The sequence below is a fragment of the Isobaculum melis genome, from assembly GCF_900111355.1.
Classification (GTDB): domain Bacteria; phylum Bacillota; class Bacilli; order Lactobacillales; family Carnobacteriaceae; genus Isobaculum; species Isobaculum melis.
This window is the reverse complement of the sequence record NZ_FOHA01000007.1, coordinates 55427-78665: the sequence shown is the minus strand read 5'-3', so window position 1 is coordinate 78665 and position 23239 is coordinate 55427. Positions and strand designations below refer to the sequence as shown.

Annotated in this window: 24 protein-coding genes; 20 read left to right on the top strand and 4 right to left on the bottom strand. The window is 37.2% G+C overall.

The window, feature by feature from the left end; translation table 11 throughout:
* Positions 1-37 precede the first annotated feature (37 nt).
* The 3 genes from BMW29_RS07080 to BMW29_RS07070 all read right to left on the bottom strand — a co-directional run bounded on the left by BMW29_RS07080 (position 38) and on the right by BMW29_RS07070 (position 2592).
* On the bottom strand, positions 38-1198 hold the full coding sequence (locus BMW29_RS07080) for a sensor histidine kinase (protein WP_092651851.1): 1161 nt from the start codon (positions 1196-1198) through the stop codon (positions 38-40).
* Positions 1199-1201: 3 nt separating this feature from the next.
* Complete coding sequence (locus tag BMW29_RS07075; protein WP_092651849.1) at positions 1202-1882, bottom strand: response regulator transcription factor; 681 nt, start codon at positions 1880-1882, stop codon at positions 1202-1204.
* A gap of 128 nt (positions 1883-2010) precedes the next feature.
* On the bottom strand, positions 2011-2592 hold the full coding sequence (locus BMW29_RS07070) for a DEAD/DEAH box helicase family protein (protein WP_092651847.1): 582 nt from the start codon (positions 2590-2592) through the stop codon (positions 2011-2013).
* A 356-nt stretch (positions 2593-2948) separates the two neighbouring features.
* Here BMW29_RS07070 and BMW29_RS07065 point away from each other — a divergent pair, with 356 nt between their 5' ends.
* Entirely contained in the window at positions 2949-5981 is a 3033-nt protein-coding gene (locus BMW29_RS07065) for a bacterial Ig-like domain-containing protein (protein WP_092651845.1), read from the top strand.
* 57 nt (positions 5982-6038) lie between these two features.
* On the opposite strand, the gene BMW29_RS07060 is transcribed toward BMW29_RS07065, so the two are convergent.
* The gene (locus BMW29_RS07060) at positions 6039-8429 is read right to left on the bottom strand and encodes a bifunctional metallophosphatase/5'-nucleotidase (RefSeq protein ID WP_092651843.1); all 2391 of its coding nucleotides are present in this window, start codon (positions 8427-8429) and stop codon (positions 6039-6041) included.
* A 633-nt stretch (positions 8430-9062) separates the two neighbouring features.
* Here BMW29_RS07060 and BMW29_RS07055 point away from each other — a divergent pair.
* The 19 genes from BMW29_RS07055 (at position 9063) to rplN (ending at position 23222) form a co-directional block, all read left to right on the top strand.
* The gene (locus BMW29_RS07055) at positions 9063-10760 is read left to right on the top strand and encodes a MucBP domain-containing protein (RefSeq protein WP_092651841.1); all 1698 of its coding nucleotides are present in this window, start codon (positions 9063-9065) and stop codon (positions 10758-10760) included.
* A 686-nt stretch (positions 10761-11446) separates the two neighbouring features.
* Positions 11447-11860 carry a 30S ribosomal protein S12 gene (rpsL, locus tag BMW29_RS07050; RefSeq protein WP_092651839.1) on the top strand — a complete coding sequence of 138 codons (414 nt, stop codon included), beginning with the start codon at positions 11447-11449 and terminating at the stop codon, positions 11858-11860.
* A 67-nt stretch (positions 11861-11927) separates the two neighbouring features.
* Positions 11928-12398, top strand: a complete 471-nt coding sequence (gene rpsG / locus BMW29_RS07045; protein WP_092651837.1) for a 30S ribosomal protein S7 — start codon at positions 11928-11930, stop codon at positions 12396-12398.
* A 91-nt stretch (positions 12399-12489) separates the two neighbouring features.
* On the top strand, positions 12490-14571 hold the full coding sequence (gene fusA / locus BMW29_RS07040) for an elongation factor G (protein ID WP_092651835.1): 2082 nt from the start codon (positions 12490-12492) through the stop codon (positions 14569-14571).
* Between the two features lie 146 nt (positions 14572-14717).
* Entirely contained in the window at positions 14718-15905 is a 1188-nt protein-coding gene (tuf, locus tag BMW29_RS07035; RefSeq protein WP_092651833.1) for an elongation factor Tu, read from the top strand.
* Between the two features lie 125 nt (positions 15906-16030).
* Positions 16031-16729, top strand: a complete 699-nt coding sequence (locus BMW29_RS07030) for a TIM44-like domain-containing protein (RefSeq protein WP_177165705.1) — start codon at positions 16031-16033, stop codon at positions 16727-16729.
* Between the two features lie 99 nt (positions 16730-16828).
* Complete coding sequence (locus BMW29_RS07025; RefSeq protein WP_177165704.1) at positions 16829-17458, top strand: DUF1361 domain-containing protein; 630 nt, start codon at positions 16829-16831, stop codon at positions 17456-17458.
* 282 nt (positions 17459-17740) lie between these two features.
* Complete coding sequence (gene rpsJ / locus BMW29_RS07020) at positions 17741-18049, top strand: 30S ribosomal protein S10 (protein WP_143047343.1); 309 nt, start codon at positions 17741-17743, stop codon at positions 18047-18049.
* A gap of 37 nt (positions 18050-18086) precedes the next feature.
* Positions 18087-18719: a 50S ribosomal protein L3 gene (rplC, locus tag BMW29_RS07015; protein WP_092651825.1), complete on the top strand. Its 633-nt coding sequence runs from the start codon at positions 18087-18089 to the stop codon at positions 18717-18719.
* A 25-nt stretch (positions 18720-18744) separates the two neighbouring features.
* Complete coding sequence (rplD, locus tag BMW29_RS07010) at positions 18745-19368, top strand: 50S ribosomal protein L4 (RefSeq protein ID WP_092651823.1); 624 nt, start codon at positions 18745-18747, stop codon at positions 19366-19368.
* Entirely contained in the window at positions 19368-19655 is a 288-nt protein-coding gene (rplW, locus tag BMW29_RS07005; protein WP_092651821.1) for a 50S ribosomal protein L23, read from the top strand. Before rplD ends, rplW begins: the two co-directional genes overlap by 1 nt.
* A 31-nt stretch (positions 19656-19686) precedes the next feature.
* Positions 19687-20520 (top strand): 50S ribosomal protein L2, encoded by an 834-nt coding sequence (rplB, locus tag BMW29_RS07000; protein WP_092651819.1) that lies wholly within the window; start codon positions 19687-19689, stop codon positions 20518-20520.
* 53 nt (positions 20521-20573) lie between these two features.
* Positions 20574-20852, top strand: coding sequence for a 30S ribosomal protein S19 (rpsS, locus tag BMW29_RS06995; RefSeq protein WP_092651817.1), 279 nt, complete (start codon positions 20574-20576; stop codon positions 20850-20852).
* A 21-nt stretch (positions 20853-20873) separates the two neighbouring features.
* The gene (gene rplV / locus BMW29_RS06990) at positions 20874-21230 is read left to right on the top strand and encodes a 50S ribosomal protein L22 (RefSeq protein ID WP_092651815.1); all 357 of its coding nucleotides are present in this window, start codon (positions 20874-20876) and stop codon (positions 21228-21230) included.
* A 3-nt stretch (positions 21231-21233) separates the two neighbouring features.
* On the top strand, positions 21234-21890 hold the full coding sequence (gene rpsC, locus BMW29_RS06985; protein ID WP_092651813.1) for a 30S ribosomal protein S3: 657 nt from the start codon (positions 21234-21236) through the stop codon (positions 21888-21890).
* A 2-nt stretch (positions 21891-21892) separates the two neighbouring features.
* A complete protein-coding gene (gene rplP, locus BMW29_RS06980; RefSeq protein ID WP_092651811.1) occupies positions 21893-22327 on the top strand; it encodes a 50S ribosomal protein L16 in 435 nt (144 codons plus the stop codon).
* On the top strand, positions 22317-22511 hold the full coding sequence (gene rpmC, locus BMW29_RS06975; protein ID WP_092651809.1) for a 50S ribosomal protein L29: 195 nt from the start codon (positions 22317-22319) through the stop codon (positions 22509-22511). Before rplP ends, rpmC begins: the two co-directional genes overlap by 11 nt.
* A 25-nt stretch (positions 22512-22536) precedes the next feature.
* The gene (gene rpsQ / locus BMW29_RS06970; RefSeq protein ID WP_092651807.1) at positions 22537-22803 is read left to right on the top strand and encodes a 30S ribosomal protein S17; all 267 of its coding nucleotides are present in this window, start codon (positions 22537-22539) and stop codon (positions 22801-22803) included.
* Positions 22804-22853: 50 nt separating this feature from the next.
* Positions 22854-23222: a 50S ribosomal protein L14 gene (gene rplN, locus BMW29_RS06965; RefSeq protein WP_092651805.1), complete on the top strand. Its 369-nt coding sequence runs from the start codon at positions 22854-22856 to the stop codon at positions 23220-23222.
* Positions 23223-23239 lie beyond the last annotated feature (17 nt).

The window sequence follows — 23239 nt, the reverse complement described above, 5'->3', positions numbered from 1 at the left end:
GTAGAAACTGGTTCTCTTAGTTTTTCTTTGTGGAAAATTAAGTTGGATTAGGTAAAGTTATGATAAAGCAGCTACCTGTTGGTTGGTTTGCTTTAACAGAAACAGTACCATCATGCTTTTCAATCATATTCTTTACAATAGATAAACCAAGTCCGGCGCCACCAATTGAACGAGAGCGAGACTCATCTACACGATAAAAAGGATTGAAAATATTTTTTTGGCGTGACTCTGGGATACCAATCCCTGTATCACGAATTTGAATCACAGTTTGACCTTCTTGATTGAGCATTGCTTCAATCAAGACTTGTCCATTTAATCCATTGTATTTGATGCTATTTTCAATCAGGTTATAAAAAATACGATATAATAAATCGATGTTTCCATAAACTTCATGGTGCTGGTAGCTGGTCGCAAAGTGAATCTGCTTTTGATTTGCAATACTTGAAAGCTCATAAAGAATGTTGTTGATCAAATCGTCAATAACAATCATTTCTTTGTCTTCAATCGTGTCAACGCTCGTTAAATCTAATAAAATTTGCACAATTTCCGATAAACGTTGGATTTGTTTTTCAAGGTCGGAAACTAAATCCGTATACTCTTCAACAGAGCGCTCTGTTTTTTTATTAAAGACTTCTATTTTTGTTTTTAAAATAGCGAGAGGCGTTCTTAGTTCATGGGCAACATTGCCAGAAAATTGTTGTTGAGAAACAAAGGCTTCATGAATCCTATCCGTCATCTTATTGAAGGATAAGGTAATCTCTGCGATTTCATCATGGGTTGTGCCAACTTCTATTTTTTCAGATAAATTGGTAATCGTACTAGTTTTTATTTTTTTATTGAGCTTTGCTAGTGGTAAGAGTGCTTTTCCAGAAATATAGTAGGCACCAATACCACCAAGAATGATGATGATGAACATATAGAACATACTTGTGAGGTGAAATTGGTTGATTACTTTCTGGTTTTTCTCAATATCTTCAGTATTTTGAGTAACAAGCATAGACTGTTGGTTATCCGTTAGTTGATTTGGATCAATTGGGATTGTTTCAGGTACTTGCATAGCTGGTGTTGTTACTGTAGCAATTTGAGCTGCCATTTTACCGGCAGAATAATTAGTCACAATGGTTAATCCAATAGCGCATAAGATGAGGAGTCCGATAGTCATTGCCGTAAAGCGAATACGAATAGATAGCTTTTTCATCCTTTACATCCCATCCTTTCCAGCAAGATAATAACCAGCGCCAATTTTTGTATAAATCAAATCATAGCCTAATAGATGAACTAATTTCTTCCTTAAAGAAGCAATGTGTACTCTAATTGCTCCACTTAGACTATTTACCTGGCTATCCCAAACATGTGCCATTAATTCTTCTTGACTGATGACTTTATCTGGATTCATGAGAAAATATTGTAGAATTGAAAACTCTTTTTTTGTGAGATTCATCAGGGTTCCGTCCACCCAAACTTGGTGTTTGGAAAGATCTAGTTTGACCCGGTCATAGGAGAGAATGTTATCTTGTTGAACAAAATTTCTACGTAATAAATTTCTAATACGTGCTTCTAACTCTGCAAACTCAAAAGGTTTGGTTAAATAATCATTGGCACCATAATCTAACCCTTTTACTTTATCCAATACACTTGTTCTAGCACTTAAAATTAAAATCTTTAACTCAGCGTTGTGCTGTCTAAGTTCTGCTAAAACCTCAAAACCATCTAGCTTGGGCAAATTTAAGTCTAAAATCATCAGGTCATAGGTTTCAGCAAAGCAAAGTTGACTGGCTGTTTCCCCGTTATCACAGGTATCAACAGCGTAACCATCCATTCTAAGCCCTTCAGCGATGGCATTTCTTAATTCAGTTTCATCTTCAGCGATTAAGATTTTCATGAAAACACCTCAAAATAGTTTGTTTTATTTCCTCTAAATAAAAATGCCCATTCTCACTAAAAATAGTTGATGAGCATTGTGTAAAATATTAAAGGATTGCCAGATAGAAGTCAAATAGGGGTAGCTATTTATGAAAACCAGGTTGACACAATTTGAGAGGCAACTTGGTCAGCTGGTAAATAGGTATTATCAATTTTCAGATAATGAACCTGAGGAAATTGTTGCGCCATTTCATCTTTGCTTGTGTTTAAACGATGCTGTTGATGCGCATTTAATAGTTCTTTTCTAGAAAAATTCAAATCTCGCTTAGAAGGCTTTGCTAATAAACGACTTTCTTGAACATTTCGCTCTAAACGTGTCTTTAAATCCGTTTCTAGTTCAATAAAATAAACGGGTTCTTTCTGGGTAAGGAAAATTTGACTGATTTCATTTAGAAAGGCAATATCTTCATCTAAATCAAAATTGATGAGAACAGTAAAGATGAGATGCTCCGCTAAATTATTGGGTCTATTTTCAACAAAAGCTTTGAATAACTCTTTTCTTGTCATGTCTGATAAACGAAAAGCATGCTGATTGTAGCCTAAATAATTAGCAAATAAATCGATGGTTTGATGATTGTAAAGCAGCTTCCCGTTAATTTGTTCTTCAAGCGCTTTTCCAACAGTCATTTTTCCAACCGCTTGTGGACCGATAATGACAATTAACCCCATGTTTTATCACCATTCTTTCTTAAAAGTATTTGGATATATACTACAGTAGTGGATATGTTATGTCAATTTGATGGAAGAAAGTTGGTTTTGTTAGGCTGTTTTTATATTTCTTGATAGAAATACCCTTTAAATTTTATTCATTTCATAATGATGTTGACACGTTTAGCTATTTATATATATAATTATATGAATGTGATTTTAAAAGGTATATAATAGGGGAATACTCTTCATTCAATAGTTTTATACAGCTTGGAAAGAAACTTTGAGGAGAACCTTTTTATGAGCTAAAAGAAAGTAAAGATAAGATATGATGTCAGATAGGTGCTATTCCTGACAGAGTAAGAGGAGAGAAAAAAATGAAAAAAAGGATGATTTTTGTATTAGTGGCATCATTGATGTTATCTAGTTCAGTAAGTAGCGTTCAAGCTTTAGAAGAACCAGAATTTAATCCATTAGTAGAAGAGGCAACAAATGAAGCAGTATTAGTAGAAGAAGATGACAATGAAGTCCCAGTTGAGGAACCAGCCGTTTTATCTGAAAATAAAGAACCTATGCGCTCTGAAGATGAGGCGATATTACCTACTAATCGATCAATGACGACTCTTTTTCCAGATCCAAATCTTGCGCAAGCAATTGCCTCTTTTTTTAATAAAACAGTTGCTGATGAGCTAACAGTAGAAGAAATTCAACAAACTAAAAAGCTTGTTTTAGGGAACCTAAATATCCAAAGCGCTAAAGGAATTGAACTATTCAAACGTTTAGAAGATTTAGATTTAAGAGGAAACCAGCTAGTTGAACTACCAGATGAATTGATGCAGCTAACTGCTTTAGAAGCACTAAGGTTACAAGATAACCAACTGACTAAGTTACCTGATAATATTGGCTTATTAAAGAGTTTAAGTACTTTATATTTAACCAATAATCAACTTACATACTTACCTGATTCATTTATGGATCTAGCAAAATTAAATACACTTTTTTTAAGTAAAAATGCTATTACAAGCTTACCTGCCAATTTTTTTGAATTGCCAAGCTTGGCTACCGTTTACTTAAACGAAAATGGGTTAACAAAATTTCCGGAAGCAACCAACAAAGATAGCAGAGTAGTTGAACTATTTGCCAATAAAAATAACTTCACTTATTTACCCGATAATTTTGAAAAATTTCCTAGACTAAAAACATTAGAAGTTTCTTGGAATCAAATAGAAGAGTTACCTGATAGCTTGACGCAGCTACCGCTTTTAGCTAATTTACATGCGACTAAAAATAACATTGCAGCATTGCCAGACCGCTTTACAGATTTGAGCTCTTTGGTGAATCTTCATTTAGGTAATAATTTATTGACTGAACTACCTGCTTTAAGCAATTTTTCTAAGCTGAAAGTGTTGGAAGTTTATAGTAATAGATTAACAACCTTACCAACCGATATTGGTAGTTTAAGTCAATTAGTCACATTAAAGATAGACCATAATCAACTTGATACGCTGCCGGATTCCCTTGCAGAATTAACACAATTAGAAACTTTAGCGCTTCATTACAATGGTCTTACACAATTGCCGGACGCTGTATTTGAAAAACTCATCCATTTAAAAAGCTTAAATATCAGTTATAATCAAATTGCCAATTTACCAGCGATGCTAACAAATCATCAATTAACCCAATTAACATCATTGGATATTCAAACCAATCTATTGCCTGCTTCTAGTTTGGACACTAGCTTAAGCCCACTTTTCCCAGGATTGGTAACTCTTGCAACAACCAATCAAGATCAGCTTCAATTAAGTAAGAAGAATCTAGTTTTTGAGGTTGCATCATTAGATGAAATTGCTTTGATTGAACAACAAGACATTATCCCGTTTTTAAGATTAGCGAAAGGAAGAACATTATCTGCAAAACATCAGTATCAATTAACTGAATTTACAGATGGAGCTGGCAATCAGGTCGAGCTGAAGGATTATCTTGATGAAACTGGCCCACTTGAAACCGCGACTCTTTTTGCTAAGGTAAGAATTAAGGCACCAGGATTTTACCAAGAGAATGAGCAATCCAATTCAATAACAGAAGATCCTATTCAATTAAACATCACTGCAGATAAAAGCAGCTTATCAGTTAAAGATGTAACGATTTATGCAGGTGAAGCATGGACAGCTGTTGATAATTTTATCAAAGCAACAGATAAAGATGGAAAAGAAGTTCCTTTTTCAGAAGTCACCGTAACAGATGCCAATCAAGTTGATAGCCAAACGCCAGGTGAATACGAAGTGACCTACCATTATGGTGCTAAACAAGAAACAGCGAAAGTAACGGTCTTAGAAAATCAAACCAGTATAACTGTTAAAGATGTAACGATTTATACAGGTGAGTCGTGGACAGCTATTGATAATTTTATCAAAGCAACAGATAAAGATGGAAAAGAAGTTCCTTTTTCAGAAATCATCATAACGGCTGCCGATCAAGTAGATAGCCAAACACCAGGCGAATACGAAGTGACTTACCATTATGGCGGTAAACAAGAAACAGCGAAAGTAATAGTCTTAGAAAATCAAACCAGTATAACTGTTAAAGATGTAACGATTTATGCAGGTGAAGCATGGACAACTGTGGATAACTTTGTTGAAGCAACGGATAAAGATGGTGTAGTTGTTTCTTTCAATGAAATCACTGTAACAAACGCAGAAAAAGTCGATACCCAAACACCGAATGAATATGAAGTAACCTATCAATATGGCAAGCAACAAGCGATTGCCAAGGTAACCGTCTTAGCAAATCAGACCAACATATTGGTTAAAGATACAACGATTTATGTAGGCGAAACATGGTTAGCTGAGCATAACTTTGTTCAAGCTGTGGATAAAGCTGGACAACCAGTTGCTTTTTCAACAATTGAAGTAGAGGGGGCGGTTGATACCAGTCAAGTGGGAAGCTATCAAGTAACCTATCGAATTGTGAATCAAATAGGTACCTATGAAAAAGTCGCAACGATACAAGTGATTGAACCATTATCTACTGAAGTTGAAGAAGGTGTAGTCATGATTCGTTATCATGATACCCAAGGGAATGAATTAAATGCTTCAGAGCTGATAAAAGGTGCGCTTGATTCTGAGTATCATATTTTACCAAAAGAAATTAAAGGCTACCAATTAAAAGAAGAGCCTGCAAATAGCAATGGCTTCTTTACAAATAAAGAACAAACAGTAACCTTTATTTATGAAAAGAATGAAGGGACAGCAATCGGGCTACAGCCTAAAGAAAAAGAACAAAGCGCAGTAAAAGAGAACTTACCGCAAACAGGTGAGAATAGCGTACACATGAATTTGCTAATAGGTGCGGCCTTGTTACTTACAGCAGGTTACATTGCTAAAAAAGAAAAAAGCGATACAATAGTTTGATATAAAAATCCCATCCTTATGCGAATCAACATCAGGATGGGATTTTTTAACGATTAACTAAGCCGTACATTTACGTTTCTTCATGACATAAATACCAGCAGCCCCAATCATCAAAACACCAGCAATTGGAAGGAAGGTCGTTACTTCTCCAGTGGCAGGTAATTTAGTTGGATCCTTAGAGGTTGAACTGCCTTTAGGCTGATCAATACTACTACCAATATTATCTGGTTTGTTTGGATTAGGCTTTTCTGTCTCAGTTATTTGAGCTTTTTCAAGAACCGTTTGCTCAAATTGTGCTTGATTGCCATCAGTGTCTGTAATTGTAATCGCAACAATTTGATCTTTTGTAAGTGCTAAATTAGTAATGTCTAAGCTGAATTCACCATTTTCAGTAGCAGTAGTTGTTAAGCTAGACCTTGCTAAACTTTCTTTTAATTGAACAGAGATCATTGCATTTGGTAGCGTTGTTCCAGTTAATGCTGAATCCCCTTCTGTTAGCGTATGAATCTTTGTGGCATCCTTAATTGCTTGAACCGCCGCTGTTTCTGCAGCTTGAATATCCGTAGCACTTAAATAAGTTTTACGCCCAGTTACTTTTGCATCAATCACTTGACCAGCAGCCTCTTGAGCTTTGATATAGTTAATGAATGTCTCTGTATCTGGATCAACAGCACCTACCAGCTTAGCTTCAGTAAAGGTTTTAAAGCCATCTCCACCACCAAAGAGAAAATCATTAATGACGACGCGGTAAGTGGCGTTAGGATCTAAACGAGTGCCATCCTCTTTGCGGATTTGATGCACTTTAGCAGGTTGCTCTGCATCATCATTATCTGTATAAACATAGGATAAACCAGAAACTTGTAAGAAATATTTTCCGCCTTCATCATATTGCTCATTTAAGACACGTTCGATTTGTTCGCCACTCATTTCAACAACTTGTAAGATATTACCAAATGGTTGAACATTTTGAGCAGCACCCCAAGTGATGGCATTATCAGGCTCAACTAATAAATCGGCACGAATGCCACCGTTATTGGTCATCGCAAAATCTACTTGATAACCTAATTGATTCGCAATGAAACGTTGACCATCTGTCACAAGATTTCCAACAGCCGATTCTTTAAACGCATTAGGCTCTCTTGAAATGTTTTGTGCATCAACAGCCGTTCCGATCTTTTCTGTTGTAACCATTGCAACTAAAGCATCAGCTTCTGAAATAATGGATTGAATCCCTGTATCCTCAGTAAGTGCTGGGTTTGGCATGACAGGTAATACCTCTGCTTCGGGTATAGCAACAAAATCTTGTGTTTCAGGATCTAATTCTCCGGTTAAATCAATATAGGCTTTTCCTTGTGAAGTACTTTGGACAATTCTTGTTTGACCTGTTACCCCATTCGTATATTGGTGATTATGACCAGCGAAGAAAGCATCAACACTATTCTCAGGGTCCATCGCATTGACCTGGTTGATAATATCAGCTGCTTCACCACTAACCACCTGATTTGAGCTAACAGCAGGGACATGCGCTAAAACAACAATCGCATTGACACCTTGATCACGTAACTCTTTTGAATAGCGGGCAATTGTTTCTGCTTCGTTTAAAAAATTGTAATTTTCATAATGCTTTTTAAGCACTAAATTCGGAATTTCGGTCGTGACAATTCCAATAAAGCCAACTTTGACGCTTTCGCCATTTGCTTCTATAGATTTCACTGTGTAAGGCTTCCAACCAAAGGGAATGGTACCAGTGTTTTTATCAGTCATATTTGCGATAACAATTTCAGTTTTAGAGGCTTCTCGAATATAATTTTCTGTAATGGTATTAAATTCTCCTGGTTTAGGAGCAGTACCAGTTAGAATCCGATTATATTCGGCTAACCCTTCATCAAATTCATGATTACCTAAAGTGCCAATTGTAAAATTCATACGGTTTAAAGCACGAATTGTTGGTTCATCTTGTAATAAACCGGAGTTTGCAGGGCTTGCGCCCACCATGTCCCCAGCTTGAACGCGTAAAGTTGTTCCAGTTGGCTTGAGTGCTTTAAAATTTGTTTCAGCCAGGTTGAGATAAGAAGCAAGTAAAGCGGCTCTTCCTGCACCTCGATAAGGTGTGCCTTCTATATATGCGGTTCCAGTTGTGCTTAATGCACCATGGAAATCGTTAATGCCTAATAATTGTAATGGAATGGTTGTTTTTACTTTTGGGGTGATTTCTTTTATTGATTGCGTTTGAAGTTGTGGTTGACTGGGTTCGGTTTCAGGGGAAGTAGTTGTTATGGTTGGCTCTGGTTGTAGGGAAGATTCAACGATAGGTTCTGTTGAAACTGCAGGAGATTCTTCAATTGTTGGATTGAGACTTTTTTCTTCTGCAAAAACTGCTGGAGAGAAACTGGTAAAGATCAAACTAAAGACGAATAACTTACTTAAAAGATTTTTTGACTTTTTCATTGTTTTATCAAGCTCCTTATATTTTATTCCAACCAAGAAAATTCTAACATTAAACGTTTTTATTATCAATAATATTCGTAAATGAAACGCTTACTTGTTTTTATTTATGTTTTAAAGCTAATGAATAAAGTTTTTTGGTTAGGTAGATAGTTTTTTGATAATCGGAATGACCTGGATTTGGCCGGATTGTTTAACAATACTTATTTTAATTGGAATAAGTAATGACGAAAAAAGAAGAGCTGCCAAAATTTGTATTGAGAGAATTAAAGAGATTATTGTAAAAAAAGTTTATAGTATCAATTTATTGTATTTTTCAGAATTTGATGATTGATTATGTTACATTTTGTTTTTAGTTAAAATTAAATGGTGTTGAGGCTGATCGTTGCAGTGTTTTACTATAATTGACACTTTGTGATAATGGGATATAATATAATTTGAAAGTAACATTTGTTTTATGCACGAGTTTTATTCTATTCTTAAAATAACCCTATACCTTTAACAGATTAAGCTTAAAAAGATGTCTATATCAATCTTTTTGAGCTTTTTTTGTTTTGGGTTTTATGTATCGTTATTATGTTTTGCATAAAACAAATGTTACTTACAGTCATAAATTACTAAAAAAGGGTGATATTTGTGCGATATAAAACGAAAAATAAAGGTTACATAGCGATATTTTTCTTACTATTTTTTCTTGTTTTTACACATAGAAGTGAAGCGGCAGAGAGGGATCTACCAACTGCTCAGAATGAGGTAAAAGCGGAATTGAAAAAAGTGATTGAATTTACAGTGAAAAGAGAGGGTCAGAGATTTGTTTTGGAAAATTTATTGATTGATGAATCCTTCGAGGCAATTGGTTCTATCAGTATTGTGGTTCCGGATGGCGCACAAATAAATATGGATTTACCATTAGGTTGGAAAACGGATAATACGTCAACGGCTTCAGTGATTGGCTATATTTTAGATGAGACGAGTAAAAATACACCTGCAGATGTTTGTGAAGCTTTAAAAGGTTTAACAATAACCTTTAAAGATGAAAAGCAGGCAAAAGGTGAAATTAAGATTTCTGTTAATAAAGCAACGATTTCTACTTGGGTAGATGACAAAAATGTTACTCATTATTATCAATTTGTACCAGAAATCGATACCTGGTTAAATGCGTACAACAAAGCAAAAAGTATGACATATAAAGGGTTAACAGGGTATCTTGCTACTGTTACTAGCAAAGCTGAGCATGAGTACATTTTTAACTCGATTGCCAAGCTGCCTGGTTGGCTTGGTGGAACTCGGATGGTTTATCCAAATGGTGGGAAGTTGCTAGATGAACCAAAATTGCCGAATTCGATGCTGGGCTATAGTATCGCTAAACCAGATTGGTATTGGGCAGATGGTCCGGAAGCTGGAAGCATATTTTTCACAGGGTTTACACACCAAAATGGTACTAGGCCAATAGGTGTATACAACGCTTGGAATGCAAATCAACCAGACAATTGGCAAACAGTTGGTGGGGAATATGTCTTGCAATTTGCAGAGAAAAATAGTCCGAATTGGAATGACTTGAATAATGATTATGTGGGATCAAATGCTAATCGAGGGTTTTATGTAGAATATAGTGCGTATGAAGGACCTTATGGTAAGCAAGAAGAAAATGATGAAAATTCCCATAGTGCAGCAATTCCTCAGCGGGTCAGTGTCCAATATTTAAGTAAAGACAATAATCAGCCACTAGCTGATGAAGTGATAACGATTGGAGATGAGTTTTCAATTGGAGACCCCTATAATACTTCTGCGCAGTTTAGAAAAGATATTGAGGGTTATGAGAGGATGGATTCTGTTGAAATAGGCCAATATAGTGATGAGCCACAAGTTGTTATTTATTATTACACAAAACAACAAATAGTATTCCATATTCAACAAGTTGTATTAAATACAAATTCAAATGTTGTGATACCAGAAAAAGCTTATGCTGAAATAGATAAGATTGATGCATTAAACAACGTAGCTGTGACAAAAAACTATGGCACAGTAAATGTTTTAGCGAAGTCTCTTACTAAGGATGCTGATGACTATATGACAGCGAAATTAATGAGAGAATTGCCTGAGAGATATTATCGTGTGGGTCTGGTAGTGCCTGAATATTACCAATATAAGGGGTATGTTTTAACAAATGAAAATGTAGCGCATCAGCCGTCTAACTTATTAGTTGGTTTTCCAACGATAGACAGTAATGATAGGAAAGAGTATTGGGTGACATTTTATTTGCAGCCCATGACTACTGAACCAAGGTCTTACAGTTGGGGGAATCAGCAAATGAATCTTGGCACATTGGAATAGAACGTTCTTGAATAAGAAACAAATTTGAATTCTGTTCGATTTGTGTTGGGTCTTTTGCTCCAATTGCGTTGATTTACAATGAAGTACGAGTTGAGATAGAAAAGTAGCTACTACGATGCGCTTCAATCACGACAACTTTATAAGGTTCAGAGTCAAACTGCATTTGATCTGTATCGTGTTTCTAAGGGAAATATAAAGGTTTAGAGTCGAACAATGTTCGATCTGTATCATGTTTCTAAGGATTAAAATCCTTAGAAACATGACAAGAAGCATGACAAGAAGCATGATACAGATAGAGTTGCTAAGAATCACGGAGAACAAAGTGATTCGATGATGAATAGTGCCTACTTGGTGAAGGACTTGGTATTCGGAGCTAAACGTCTTTTGTTTAAATCTCCATTCCGACGATTTGTTAAGTGGAAAAGAGTGAGAAATCAGATAGAGCTATTTTGTTTTCTGGTTTTTTGTTGTGGAAATCAATTGACACACCGACTTAACCGTGCTATGATGACAAAGGTGCATTTGCATGTAGTTTCTGTTAAACAGTCGTGCTGACTGGTGCAGTGCCATTTAATTTTTAAGTAGGAAAATGGATTGCTGATTTCAGCCATTATTTTTTTGCTAAAAAAAGAACCACCTGGATGTGTGGACTAAGAACATGAAATGAAGGAAGGAGGAAACTACCAATGCCTACTATTAACCAATTAGTACGTAAACCTCGTAAAGCGAAATTAGATAAATCTGATTCTCCAGCTTTAAATAAAGGTTACAACAGCTTCAAAAAAGCACAAACAAATACTAGCTCACCTCAAAAACGTGGTGTGTGTACTCGTGTGGGAACAATGACTCCTAAAAAACCTAACTCAGCGTTACGTAAATATGCACGTGTGCGTTTGTCTAACTTACTTGAAGTGACTGCGTATATCCCAGGGATCGGACATAACTTACAAGAACATAGTGTTGTTCTTATTCGTGGTGGACGTGTAAAAGATTTACCAGGGGTACGTTATCATATCGTACGTGGAGCACTTGATACTGCTGGTGTTACAGACCGTAAACAAAGCCGTTCTAAATATGGTGCTAAAAAACCTAAAGCGTAAGCTTTAACCTAAAACAAACAATTTTTAAACAAATAAACTTATATACTCTTGAAAGGAGGAATCTTGGATGCCTAGAAAAGGTCCTGTTACAAAACGTGACGTATTACCAGATCCAATGTACAATTCTAAATTGGTTACTCGTTTAATCAACCGCTTAATGGTTGATGGTAAACGTGGTAAAGCTGCAACTATTCTTTATAACTCATTTGATCTTATTAAAGAATCAACTGGCAATGATCCAATGGAAGTGTTTGAACAAGCAATGAAAAACATTATGCCAGTTCTTGAAGTTCGCGCTCGTCGTGTTGGGGGTTCTAACTACCAAGTTCCTGTGGAAGTACGTCCAGAACGTCGTACAACACTTGCACTACGTTGGTTAGTAAACTACTCACGTCTACGTGGTGAAGATACTATGGAACAACGTTTAGCGAAAGAAATCATGGATGCTGCAAACAACTCTGGTTCAGCAGTTAAAAAACGTGAAGACACGCATAAAATGGCAGAAGCGAACAAAATGTTTGCTCACTACCGTTGGTAAGATACTCTCTTGTATAAAGAGTAGCATACTAAAAAATAGTTGGTCCAAACCTTCTATAATCTAAATGACAAGAGAGAGGAGTAAATGAATTATGGCTAGAGAGTTTTCTTTAGAAAATACACGTAATATTGGAATCATGGCGCATATTGATGCTGGTAAAACAACAACAACTGAGCGTGTCCTTTATTACACTGGTAAAATCCATAAAATTGGCGAAACCCATGATGGTGGCGCTCAAATGGACTGGATGGAACAAGAACAAGAACGTGGTATTACCATTACATCTGCTGCAACTACTGCGCAATGGAAAGGTCACCGCGTAAACATTATTGATACTCCAGGACACGTAGACTTTACAGTCGAAGTTGAACGTTCACTACGCGTACTTGATGGTGCAGTTGCACTTTTAGATGCGCAATCAGGTGTTGAGCCTCAAACTGAAACAGTTTGGCGTCAAGCGACAACTTATGGTGTACCTCGTATCGTATTCGTAAATAAAATGGATAAAATGGGCGCAGACTTCTTATATTCTGTAGGCACAATCCTTGACCGTTTACAAGCAAATGCACACCCAATTCAATTGCCAATCGGTGCTGAAGAAAATTTCACAGGAATTATTGACTTAATTAAAATGAAGGCCGAAATGTATACAAACGATTTAGGTACTGAAATTAAAGAAGAAGATATTCCTGCTGATTATCAAGAATTAGCAAATGAGTGGCGTGATAAATTGGTAGAAGCGGTAGCTGAAACAGACGAAGATTTAATGATGAAATATTTAGAGGGCGAAGAAATCTCTAATGATGAACTTGTTAAAGCGATTCGTATTGCAACAGTTAAAGCTGAATTCTATCCAGTCTTATGTGGTTCTGCGTTTAAAAATAAAGGGGTTCAATTAATGCTTGATGCAGTGATTGATTACCTACCATCACCACTTGATGTTCCGGCTATTAAAGGTACCCTTCCAGGTACTGGTGAAGAAGTTGAACGTCATGCTGATGATTCAGAACCATTCTCAGCCTTAGCATTTAAAGTTATGACTGACCCATTCGTAGGTCGTTTAACATTCTTCCGTGTTTACTCTGGTACATTAGAATCAGGTTCATACGTTAAAAATGCAACAAAAGGTAAACGTGAACGTGTAGGTCGTATTTTACAAATGCACGCAAACTCACGTGAGGAAATTACACAAGTTTATTCAGGAGATATCGCTGCAGCTGTTGGTCTTAAAGATACAACAACTGGGGACACATTGTGTGCTGAAAAAGACGAAGTTATCCTTGAATCAATGGAGTTCCCAGAACCAGTTATCTCAGTAGCGATTGAACCAAAATCAAAAGCTGACCAAGATAAAATGGGTGTGGCACTTCAAAAACTTGCTGAAGAAGATCCAACTTTCCGTGCTGAAACTGACCAAGAAACAGGCGAAACAATTATCTCTGGTATGGGTGAGCTTCATTTAGATATCATCGTGGATCGTATGAGACGCGAATTTAAAGTAGAAGCAAGCGTTGGTGCACCACAAGTTTCTTACCGTGAAACTTTCCGTGGTTCAACACAAGCAGAAGGTAAATTTGTACGTCAATCTGGTGGTAAAGGTCAATACGGACACGTATGGGTTGAATTCGAACCAAACGAAGAAGGAAAAGGCTTCGAGTTTGAAAATGCAATTGTCGGTGGGGTTGTTCCTCGTGAATATATTCCAGCGGTTAAAGCTGGTCTTGAAGCAGCAATGGCAAACGGTGTATTAGCCGGATATCCATTAATTGATATTAAAGCAAAACTTTATGATGGTTCATACCATGATGTCGATTCAAATGAAATGGCATTTAAAGTAGCGGCTTCTATGTCTCTTAAAAATGCTGCTAAAAAAGCAAATCCAGTTATCCTTGAGCCAATTATGGCAGTAGAAGTAGTATGTCCTGAAGATAATTTAGGAGATATTATGGGACATGTTACAGCTCGTCGTGGACGTGTTGAAGGTATGGAAGCTCGTGGTAACACACAAGTTGTTCGTGCAATGGTTCCTCTTGCTGAAATGTTTAGTTATTCAAATACTTTACGTTCATCAACTCAAGGTCGTGGTACATTCTCAATGACATTTGATCATTATGAAGATGTTCCTAAATCAATTGCTGAGGAAATCATCAAGAAAAATGGTGGCGCTAAATAATCTGACTATTTAATAGGAAGATAGGTGCTTGCTTTTTCTAACGATACTCGGTATAATTTCTACGAATTGGTTTATCGTAAGATACACTGTATTTTATGGTGAAATCAAATAAAAAAATAAGAAACTCTAAGGAGGAAATTACTAAAATGGCTAAAGAAAAATTTGACCGTTCAAAACCCCATGTTAACATTGGTACTATCGGACACGTTGACCATGGTAAAACAACTTTAACAGCTGCAATTGCAACTGTATTATCAAAACACGGTGGCGGTGAAGCGCAAAACTACGCTGATATCGACAACGCTCCAGAAGAAAAAGAACGTGGTATTACAATCAGTACTTCTCATATCGAGTATGAAACTGATACACGTCACTATGCACACGTTGACTGCCCAGGTCACGCGGATTACGTTAAAAACATGATCACTGGTGCTGCACAAATGGATGGTGCTATCTTAGTAGTATCTGCTGCTGATGGTCCAATGCCACAAACTCGTGAGCATATCTTACTTTCTCGTCAAGTTGGTGTTCCATACATCGTTGTTTTCTTAAACAAAGTTGACATGGTTGATGACGAAGAATTATTAGAATTAGTTGAAATGGAAGTTCGTGACTTATTAAGCGAATACGATTTCCCTGGCGATGACACTCCAGTTGTTGCTGGTTCAGCTCTTAAAGCTCTAGAAGGCGAAGCTTCATACGAAGAAAAAATTCTAGAATTAATGTCTGCAGTTGACGAATATATCCCAACTCCAGAACGTGATACTGACAAACCATTCATGATGCCAGTTGAGGATGTATTCTCAATTACTGGTCGTGGTACTGTTGCTACTGGTCGTGTTGACCGTGGTGAAGTTCGCGTTGGTGATGAAGTTGAAGTTATCGGAATTGCTGAAGAAATTGCTAAAACAACTGTTACAGGTGTTGAAATGTTCCGTAAATTATTAGATTACGCTCAAGCTGGAGATAACATCGGTGCATTACTACGTGGTATTGCTCGTGAAGATATCCAACGTGGTCAAGTACTTGCTAAACCAGGTTCAATTACACCACATACTGCTTTTAAAGCTGAAATCTATGTATTATCAAAAGAAGAGGGTGGACGTCATACTCCATTCTTCACTAACTACCGTCCACAGTTCTACTTCCGTACAACTGACGTTACTGGTGTTTGTGAATTACCTGCTGGCGTTGAAATGGTAATGCCTGGAGATAACGTTACTATTGACGTTTCTCTAATCCATCCAATCGCTATCGAAGCTGGTACTAACTTCTCTATCCGTGAGGGTGGACGTACTGTTGGTGCTGGTGTTGTTTCAGAAATCAAAGCTTAATTCAATTAAGTTTTCTAAAAGAGTGCGCTTTATGCGTGCTCTTTTTTTGTTGTTTTATTGATGTAGAAAGCTGCTTTACAAGAGGATGGTAACTATTTATACTGAAAGGAGAAAGAGGTGTTCGTTTGAAAAAAGCAATCATTTGTTTACTATTTAGCTTGTTGCTTTGCTGCACGCTAACAAAACCGGTATCTGCATTTGCTGGTGGAGGTGGAGCAGATTACAATGGTGGAGGTGGTAATGGTGGAGATACTGGTGGTGGAACAACTCATAACGATCATTGGTCAGACCATTCCGATTCCAATACATCAAATGAAAGTAATCCTTTTGCCTTTTTATTTTCTCTAGGAGTTGGTGCATTTGTTTTGTTCTCTGGTAGGAAAAAATATCGATCTTCTAGTAGTCGAAAAGAAATAGACATCTTGGATTATCAAAATCCAGAAGAGGTTGTGATAGATCAAGAGGTTGAAAAAATATTTTATCTTGTTCAGGAAGCTTGGCAAAAACAAAATTTATCTTCAGTGGAAAAATATTATGGAAAAGAGCTCTTACAGTTACATACTAAGAAAATCACTAAAATGAAAAACAAACACCAAAAAAATATCATAGAAGATTTAGTGTTACGTAAAGTAGGTAATCTTAAGTGGCTTGAAGCGCATCAAAAATTTAGTGTGGAAATAGAAGCAAGAGCAATTGATTATGTTGTGGATACGCAAAGCAATCGTGTTATAAAAGGTAGAAAAGAAGAATATGGTTTACTAAGAGAAAAATGGTTCTTCCAGAAAGGCTCGAAGGAACCTTGGATACTTTACCGTATAAAATAAAGAAAATAAAAAAGATTTAGCTTTTTAATAAAAACTAAATCTTTTTTTTGTATACTACTGAGGATGTGTGCAGAAATAAAAGGAAGGAGGAAAAAGAGGGTGAAAAATAAATGGTTGTATAGAATCTTGGTGTATCTCTTCTTTATCTTTATTTATACCGTAGAAAACCGTTATCGCTTTTTAGGGTTGAATGTCTTTTTGGCTTATATCCCATTAGAAATTGCTTTTTTTATGAAAAAATATCAGCAGACGCTGATGCTATGGCCATTATTAATTAGTTGGTTTTTATTTTATCCAAATGCTCCGTATATGCTGACTGACTTTTTTCATTTATCAGCAGTTGGAATGACAATGAGTGACCCAAATGTCTATTTTCATTTTGTGATTTTGGCGATTGGTGTTGTTTTAGGTCTATTCATGGGATTGCTTAGTTTACAAATTGTGACAAAAATTATCTTAACAAAAATAGGGCGACACCATGTTGTGATTTGGACTGGCTGGATGCTGCTAGTATCCTTTTTAACGAGCTATGCGATTTATTTAGGAAGGTTCTTGAGATTGCATACAATTCATCTGATTACTAAACCAATAGAAACGTTAGGGGTTATGTTAAGTGCTTTTGACTCGGATTTAATGTATTTTGTCCTAGCTTTTACGACTTTCCATTTAGTGATGGTCGTAGTGTATCAATTGAATCAAAATATTCAAAAAGATCGCTTAGAAAAATAATGCAATCAACCTGCAAACCTTTTCATTTCTTCTATCAAAAAAATGCAAGAAAACCTAGATAAATCGCTGAAAAAAGCTTGCTATCTGATTTTAAATCGAGTATACTAGAAAAGGTGCTGAATTAGGACTTGTCTTAAGTGATGCACAGGGGGCGACTTGTAAGACCCCGGGCTTTGAAACGGGAGGTTGCGACACACCCGGCCGCTTTGCCATGGCGAGTGTGTTGGAAATTTTCGTGGAGCAATGTCTAATTTCGTAAAAATAGGCGAAGGAGGGAAAGTAATGGCAAAACAAAAAATTCGTATCCGCTTAAAAGCGTATGAACATCGTATCTTAGATCAATCTGCGGATAAAATCGTAGAAACAGCAAAAAGAACTGGTGCTAGCGTGTCTGGTCCAATTCCATTGCCAACTGAAAGATCAGTTTATACAGTTATCCGTGCGACTCACAAGTATAAAGATTCTCGTGAGCAGTTCGAAATGCGTACGCATAAACGTTTGATCGATATTGTGAATCCAACACCAAAAACTGTTGATGCACTAATGAAGCTTGATTTACCAAGCGGCGTTGATATCGAAATCAAACTATAATTAAAACTAACAAATAAAAAATAATGGAGGTGTACTCATGACCAAAGGAATCTTAGGTAAAAAAGTAGGTATGACGCAAGTCTTCACTGAAAATGGAGAATTAATTCCAGTAACAGTAATCGAAGCAACTCCAAACGTTGTTTTACAACTTAAAACAATGGAGAACGATGGTTACGAAGCTGTTCAATTAGGTTTCCAAGATATTCGTGAAAAATTGTCAAACAAACCTGCTAAAGGTCATGTAGCAAAAGCAAATGCTACTCCTAAGCGCTTCATTCGTGAATTTAACGATGTAACGCTAGGGGAATACGAAGTAGGACAAGAAATTAAAGTTGATATGTTCGCAGCAGGCGACATCGTTGATGTAACAGGGACTTCAAAAGGTAAAGGTTTCCAAGGCGCTATTAAACGTCACGGACAAAGTCGTGGACCAATGTCTCACGGTTCTCGTTACCACCGTCGTCCTGGTTCAATGGGTCCAGTTGCTCCTAACCGAGTATTTAAACGTAAATTATTACCAGGCCGTATGGGTGGCGAACGTATTACGATTCAAAACCTTGAAATTGTACGTATTGATGTTGAAAAGAACTTGATTCTTATCAAAGGAAACGTACCAGGCGCTAAAAAATCATTAATCCAAATCAGAACTGCCCTTAAGGCAGCTAAATAATAGAGAAGAGAGGAGGAACTAAGGAATGCCTAACATAGCATTATTCAAACAAGACGGTACTCAAAACGGCGAAGTTACTTTAAACGACGCAATTTTCGGTATCGAACCAAACGAAAACGTTGTGTTTGATGCAATCATCATGCAACGCGCTTCACTTAGACAAGGAAATCACGCGGTAAAAAACCGTAGTGCTGTCCGCGGCGGTGGTCGTAAACCATGGCGTCAAAAAGGAACTGGTCGTGCTCGTCAAGGGTCAATCCGTTCACCACAATGGCGTGGAGGTGGAGTTGTCTTCGGACCAACACCACGTTCATACAGCTACAAACTTCCTAAAAAAGTTCGTCGCTTAGCAATTAAATCAGTTCTTTCTAACAAAGTGATTGAACAAGATCTAATCGTTGTGGATGCATTAAAATTTGATGCACCAAAAACTAAAGAATTCGCACAAGTGTTAACTAACCTTCATGTAGATACTAAAGTATTAGTAGTTATTGAAAATGATAACGACTTTGCAGCATTATCAGCTCGTAACCTTCCAGGTGTAACAGTGATTACTGCTGAAAACTTAAACGTATTAGACGTTGTATCACATACTAAATTAGTTCTTACACAAACTGCTCTTACTAAGGTAGAGGAGGTACTTGCATAATGGATGCACGCGACGTAATTAAACGCCCGATTATCACTGAAGCGTCAATGGCGATTACAGATGATAAAAAATACACTTTTGAAGTGGATGTTCGAGCAAACAAAACTGAAGTAAAACAAGCTGTTGAAGCAATTTTCGAAGTGAAAGTTAAAAACGTAAATATCATGAACGTACGTGGTAAATTAAAACGTATGGGTAAATACGCTGGATACACTAAGAAACGCCGTAAAGCGATTATCACTTTAACTGCTGACTCAAAAGATATTGAAATTTTCACAGCTGAATAAATAGAAACTGCAAAAATAGGAGGGGAAACACGTGGGGATTAGAAAGTATAAACCTACCACAAACGGTCGCCGTAATATGACTGGTTCAGATTTCGCTGAAATCACTTCTACAACGCCTGAAAAGACTTTGTTAGAGCCGATGAAGAAAACTGCTGGTCGTAACAATAACGGTCGTATCACTGTTCGTCACCATGGTGGCGGTCACAAACGTAAGTACCGTGTGATTGACTTCAAACGTAACAAAGACGATATTGAAGGAATTGTTAAAACAATTGAGTACGATCCAAATCGTTCTGCAAACATTGCATTAATCCAATATACTGATGGTGTGAAAACATACATCATTGCTCCTAAAGGGCTAGAAGTTGGAACAAGAATTTTATCAGGTAAAAATGCAGATATCAAAGTTGGTAATGCATTAGAATTACAAGATATGCCAATGGGTACTGTTATCCATAATATCGAAATGAAACCTGGTAAAGGTGGACAATTAGTACGTTCTGCTGGAACAAGCGCACAACTGCTTGGTAAAGAAGGTAAATACGTATTAGTACGTCTAAACTCAGGTGAAGTTCGTATGATCCTAGGAACTTGTCGTGCGACAATCGGTTCTGTTGGTAACGAACAACACGAATTAATTAACATTGGTAAAGCAGGTCGTTCTCGTTGGATGGGTAAACGCCCAACTGTTCGTGGATCTGTAATGAACCCGAATGATCACCCACACGGTGGTGGTGAAGGTAAAGCACCAATCGGACGCAAAGCGCCAGTTAGCCCATGGGGTCAACCAGCACTTGGATTCAAAACACGTAACAAAAAAGCGAAGTCTGATAAATTTATCGTACGTCGTCGTAAAACAAAATAATTTTAAGTTAGCTAGTTAATAGCTAGTCCAAATATTGGAGGGAGGTTCCAACCATGGGTCGTAGTCTGAAAAAAGGACCTTTTGTCGATGAACATTTAATGAAGAAAATGGATGCTTTGAACGAATCTGATAAGAAACAAGTTGTTAAAACTTGGTCTCGTCGTTCAACAGTTTTCCCGAGCTTCGTAGGTCACACAATTGCAGTATATGATGGACGTAAACACGTTCCAGTATACGTTCAGGAAGATATGGTAGGACATAAATTAGGTGAATTTGCACCAACAAGAACGTACCGCGGTCACGCTGCGGACGATAAAAAAACTAAACGATAATTTTCGAGGGGAGGATTACTCATGTCAGAACAAATTACAGAAGCAAGAGCAACTGCTAAAACTGTTCGCATTGCACCTCGTAAAGCTCGTTTAGTAATCGATCTTATTAGAGGGAGAAATGCTGCTGAAGCACTTGCTATCTTAGAGTTCACTCCAAGAGCTGCTTCACCAATTATTTCAAAAGTATTAAAATCTGCTATTGCAAATGCAGAGCATAACTATGATTTAGACGTTGCAAACTTGATTGTAACTGAAGCTTTCGTGAACGAGGGACCAACAATGAAACGTTTCCGTCCACGTGCTAAAGGTTCAGCTTCACCAATTATGAAACGTACAAGCCACGTAACAGTTGTGGTATCAGAACAGAAGGAGGGATAATCTGTGGGTCAAAAAGTACATCCAATAGGTATGCGTGTCGGTATCATCCGCGATTGGGATGCTAAATGGTACGCTGAAAAAGAATACGCTGACTATCTACATGAAGACTTACGTATTCGTAAATATATTGCTAAAAACCTAGCTGATGCAGCAATTTCAACAGTTGAAATTGAACGTGCGGCTAACAGAGTGAACGTTTCTGTTCATACTGCTAAACCAGGTATGGTTATTGGTAAAGGTGGTTCAGAAGTTGAATCACTACGTAAAAACTTAAATGAATTAACAGGTAAAAGAGTTCACATTAACATTGTTGAAATCAAAAAACCTGACTTAGATGCTAAACTTGTTGCTGAAGGAATTGCACGTCAATTAGAAAACCGTGTTGCTTTCCGTCGTGCACAAAAACAAGCAATCCAACGCACAATGCGTGCTGGAGCTCAAGGGATCAAAACTCAAGTTTCTGGTCGTTTGAACGGCGCAGATATCGCTCGTGCTGAGCATCATTCGGAAGGAACTGTTCCTCTTCACACATTGCGTGCAGATATTGACTACGCATGGGAAGAAGCAGATACGACTTACGGCAAACTAGGTGTTAAAGTTTGGATTTGTCGCGGAGAAATTCTTCCAACTAAGAAGAATACTGAGAAAGGAGGGAAATAGTCATGTTAGTACCTAAACGTGTGAAATACCGTCGCGAGTTCAGAGGGAAAATGCGTGGAGAAGCTAAAGGTGGAAAAGAAGTATCTTTTGGTGAGTGGGGCTTACAAGCTACTGAATCACACTGGATTACAAACCGCCAAATTGAGGCTGCTCGTATTGCAATGACCCGTTATATGAAACGTGGTGGGAAAGTATGGATTAAAATTTTCCCTCATAAGTCTTACACATCAAAACCTATCGGAGTTCGTATGGGTTCTGGTAAAGGGGCACCTGAAGGATGGGTATCTCCAGTTAAACGTGGTAAAATCATGTTTGAAATTGCAGGCGTTTCTGAAGAAGTGGCACGTGAAGCATTACGTCTAGCTTCTCACAAATTACCTGTAAAAACTAAAATTGTAAAACGCAAAGAAATTGGTGGTGAATCGAATGAAGGCTAATGAACTTAAAGAATTATCCACTGCCCAAATGGTTGAAAAAGAAAAAGAATATAAAGAAGAATTATTCAATCTACGATTCCAACTAGCGACCGGTCAATTAGAAAATACTGCTCGCTTAAGCGAAGTTCGCAAATCGATTGCACGTATTAAAACTGCGTTGCGTCAAAGTGAATTAACAAAATAATTGATTGGAAGGAGACTGGTAAGGAATGGCTGAAGATCGTAACAAACGCAAAGTCTACCAAGGCCGTGTTGTTTCAGACAAAATGGAAAAAACCATTGTTGTTGTTGTTGAAACTTATAGAACACATGGTGTTTATGGTAAACGTGTTAAATACTCTAAAAAATTCACAGCGCATGATGAAAATAATGTAGCGAAAACTGGTGATATCGTAAGAATCATGGAAACTCGCCCATTATCAGCTACTAAACGTTTCCGTTTACTAGAAGTAGTCGAAGAAGCTGTTATTATTTAAACTACTACTCCAGTAGAAAGTAGTTCTAAATCCGAAAGGAGGATACTGAAGTGATCCAACAAGAAAGTCGTATGAGAGTTGCTGACAACTCAGGTGCACGTGAAGTACTAACAATTAAAGTACTAGGCGGGTCAGGTCGTAAAACTGCCAATATTGGTGACGTTGTAGTTGCTACTGTTAAACAAGCAACACCAGGCGGCGTTGTTAAAAAAGGTGAAGTTGTTAAGGCTGTAATCGTTCGTACTAAAACTGGCGCTCGTCGTGCTGATGGTTCATACATTAAATTTGATGAAAATGCATGTGTAATCATTCGTGACGATAAGAGCCCTCGTGGAACACGTATCTTTGGACCTGTTGCTCGTGAATTACGTGACAACAATTTCATGAAAATCGTTTCACTAGCTCCAGAAGTTCTGTAATAAACAACCATCCCATG